Source organism: Arthrobacter agilis, assembly GCF_002953615.1.
GTDB classification, from domain to species: Bacteria; Actinomycetota; Actinomycetes; order Actinomycetales; family Micrococcaceae; genus Arthrobacter_D; species Arthrobacter_D agilis_B.
Genome location: NZ_CP024915.1, coordinates 3,277,969 through 3,281,490, shown reverse-complemented (window position 1 = coordinate 3,281,490; position 3,522 = coordinate 3,277,969). Strand labels below are relative to the sequence as shown.

Below are 3,522 nucleotides of genomic sequence, written 5' to 3'. Positions count from 1 at the left end.
AGGACGCCGAGGACGAGGCACCGCCCCGGAAGAGACGCTGGCTGGTCCCCGCGTTCCTCTCCCTGATGACCCTGATCCTCGTCGCCGTGCTGGGCCTCGGGTACACCTGGACGCAGACACGCTATTACGTGGCGGAGGCGGACAACCGCGTCGCGATCTACACGGGTGTCCCCCAGAGGATCGGGCCGGTGCACCTCAGTGAGCTCTACGAGACCACCGACATCCCCGTGTCGAATCTGCCCGAATACCAGCGCTCCCAGGTGAGGGGCACCCTGCCGGCCGCCAGCCTGGAGGAGGCCGAGCGCATCGTCGGCGATCTCCGGAGCGAACTGCGGGCGGTGAACTGCGATCCCGCGACGCCCGGGACCCCGTCGGCCTCACCGGCACCGTCCGCGAGCGGCACCGCCGGTCCTGCGCCGACGTCCCCGCCTTCGGCGCGGGCGACAGCATCCCCCACAGCGCAGCCGACGGCCTCGGCGACCGCGCCTCCCGGAACTCCCGGCCCCTCCGCCTCGGCCGCTCCGTCACCGTCGACCGGTCCGTCCGGTCCGACGGGCGGGTCTCCGCGTGCCACCCCCGGCGCCGACCCCTCGGCGCCGGCCATCGACTGCGGGAGCGCCGCTGATGAGTGATGTCCTGACAGTCCCCCGATCGCGGCGGACCATCGAGTTCGTGCTGCTGCTGCTCGCCCTGGCCGTGGCGATCGGCGCGAACTACCTCGCGGGTATCGGCCGCGAGGATGCCTTCGGCGACTATTTCTGGTCCCAGGCCCTGACCCTGGGGGTGATGGGTCTCTTCATCCACCTCATCCTGCGCTTCCGGGCGAAGTATGCGGATCCTGTGATACTTCCGATCGTGGTCGCGCTCAACGGCATCGGCCTGGCCATGATCCATCGCCTCGACCTGTCGGCCGCCACGGTGAATCCGGACTTCTCACCCGTCGCCCCCCAACAGGTCCTCTGGACGGCGGTCGCCATCGGAGCGGCCGCGATCCTCCTGATCGTCCTGCGCGACCACCGCATCCTCCGCCGCTTCACCTACATCTCCCTGATCGTCAGCGCCGTGCTGCTGCTGCTGCCCCTGACACCGCTGGGACTCGAGATCAACGGGGCCCGCATCTGGATCTCCGTGGGTTTCGGTACCTTCCAGCCGGGTGAGATCGCGAAGATCACCCTCGCCATCTTCTTCGCCGGCTACCTGTCGACGAACCGGGACCTGATCCTGCTCGCGGGGAAGAAGATCGGTCCGCTGCAGCTTCCGCGCTTCCGGGACCTGGCGCCGATGGCCGCCGCCTGGCTGGTGAGCATCGGAGTGCTGATCTTCCAGCGGGACCTCGGCTCGTCCATCCTGTTCTTCGGTCTCTTCATGGTCATGATCTACGTCGCGACGAGCCGCGTCAGCTGGGTCCTGATCGGGCTCGCGATGATCGGTGTCGGGGTCTTCGTGGCCCTGGAACTGTTCAGCCATGTGGCCCTCCGGTTCGACTCCTGGATCAACGCCTTCGCGCCCGAGGTCTACGACCGGGCTCCGGGTGGCAGTGCCCAGGTGGTGCAGGGGCTGTTCGGCCTGGCCAACGGCGGCCTGATCGGGACCGGACTCGGGGAAGGGCGCCCTGACCTCGTGACCTATGCCAACAGCGACATGATCATCGCGGCGCTCGGCGAGGAGCTCGGGCTGATCGGCGTCGTCGCCATCGTGATGCTCTACGTCATCCTCGTCTCCCGCGGCATCCGGGCCGCCCTGGGGACGAAGGACGGCTTCGGCAAGCTGCTCGCCTGCGGGCTGTCCTTCACGATCGCCCTCCAGTGCTTCGTGGTGATCGGCGGGATCACGCGCCTGATCCCGCTCACCGGACTGACCACGCCGTTCATGTCCGCGGGTGGGTCCTCGCTGCTGGCAAACTGGCTCATCGTCGCGCTGATCCTGCTCATCTCGGAGACAGCGCGTCGGCCGGCCCCCTCGGGGCCGATGAAGGACTCGTTCCCCGAAGCCGTCGGAGTGAACGGGAGACCCGTGAAGAGGACCACGAAGGAGGGGACCCGATGAACCAGGCCATCCGCAGCGCATGGGCCGTGGCCATGGGCATGTTCGCCCTGGTCCTCGGATCTCTCACCTATGTGCAGTTCTTCCAGGCACAGGAACTGAACGACAACGACTGGAACAGCCGCCAGCTGTACCAGGACTTCGGCCGGCAGCGAGGAGCCATCCTCGTGGACGGCCGAGCCATCGCCGAATCCGTGCCCTCGGACGACCAGTTCAAGTTCCAGCGCGTGTACAACGAACCCGAGCTGTACGCCCACCTCACGGGCTACTACTCGCTGTCCCTGTCCTCCACCCAGCTCGAGGCCGAGGAATCCGAGATCCTCTCCGGCACCAGCAGCTCCCTGTTCTACGACCGCGTCGTGCGGTTGTTCTCGGGCGTCGACTCCGAGGGTGCGTCGGTGGAGCTCACCATCGACCCTGAGATCCAGCAGCTGGCGTACGACCTGATCCCGGACGGCCAGCGTGGCTCGATCGTCGTGCTGGAGCCCGGCACCGGGAACATCCTCGCCATGGTCTCGAAGCCGACGTACGACCCGAACCTCCTCTCGGGACACGACACCAGCGTGATCGCCGAGAACGCCGCCGCGCTCTCCGAGCAACCCGGACTGTCGATCTACACGAACCCCGCCACGGAATCCCTCGTGTCGCCGGGCTCCGTGTTCAAGCTCGTCGACGCAGCAGCGGCCCTGGAGTCGGGCCAATACGACGCGGAGTCGCAGATCCCGAATCCGCCCGCCCTGGAGTTCCCCGGCATCGAGTACGCCCTGCCGAACTTCGTCACCGGTGGTTGTGCGAGCAGGACGACGGCGGACCTGGAGTTCGCGCTCGAACAGTCCTGCAACACCCCCTTCGCGCAGATCGCGCTGGACCTCGGGGAGGAAGCGATCCAGGAGCAGGCCGCGAAGTTCGGCTTCGGCGAGGAGCTGGCCATCCCCACGCGTGTCATCGCGAGCTCCTTCCCCTCGGACCTGACGGGGCCCGAACTCGCGCAGTCCGCCGTCGGCCAGTTCGACACCCTGGTGACCCCGCTCCAGATGGCCATGGTGGCTTCGGCGATCGCCAACGACGGGCAGCAGATGAAACCCCAGCTCATCAAGTCGATCCGCGCGGCGGACCTCGAGCTGATCGAGTCACCGCAGCCCGAAGTGCTCCGCCAGTCGGTCAGCCGGGAGACGGCCGACCAGCTCACGGACTGGATGGTCAACGTGGTGGACAACGGGACGGCCACCGCGGCCCAGGTCCCCGGGGTCCGGGTGGCAGGAAAGACAGGAACCGCGGAGGTCAGCGTGACCGGTGACAACGCGTGGTTCACCGGTTTCGCGCCCGCGGAGGACCCGCAGGTAGCCGTATCGATCGTGATGGAGAACGTGGACATCCCCACTGGTCAGCAATTGACCTCACCCAGTGCCAAGAGACTCATAGAGGCGGTGTTGAACAGATGAGGCCCACGTCAGGAATCACCCTGGGCGGCAGGTTCGA

At 67.4% G+C, this 3,522-nt stretch carries 2 protein-coding genes and 1 pseudogene; all 3 read left to right on the top strand.

The window, feature by feature from the left end:
* Positions 1–632: pseudogene (locus tag CVO76_RS16070) on the top strand (hypothetical protein); the annotation flags it as partial.
* Positions 625–2,046, top strand: a complete 1,422-nt coding sequence (locus CVO76_RS16065; protein WP_208740102.1) for an FtsW/RodA/SpoVE family cell cycle protein — start codon at positions 625–627, stop codon at positions 2,044–2,046. The pseudogene CVO76_RS16070 and the gene CVO76_RS16065, both read left to right, overlap by 8 nt.
* Positions 2,043–3,485: a peptidoglycan D,D-transpeptidase FtsI family protein gene (locus CVO76_RS16060; RefSeq protein WP_133080025.1), complete on the top strand. Its 1,443-nt coding sequence runs from the start codon at positions 2,043–2,045 to the stop codon at positions 3,483–3,485. Before CVO76_RS16065 ends, CVO76_RS16060 begins: the two co-directional genes overlap by 4 nt.
* The last annotated feature ends 37 nt before the right edge of the window (positions 3,486–3,522 follow it).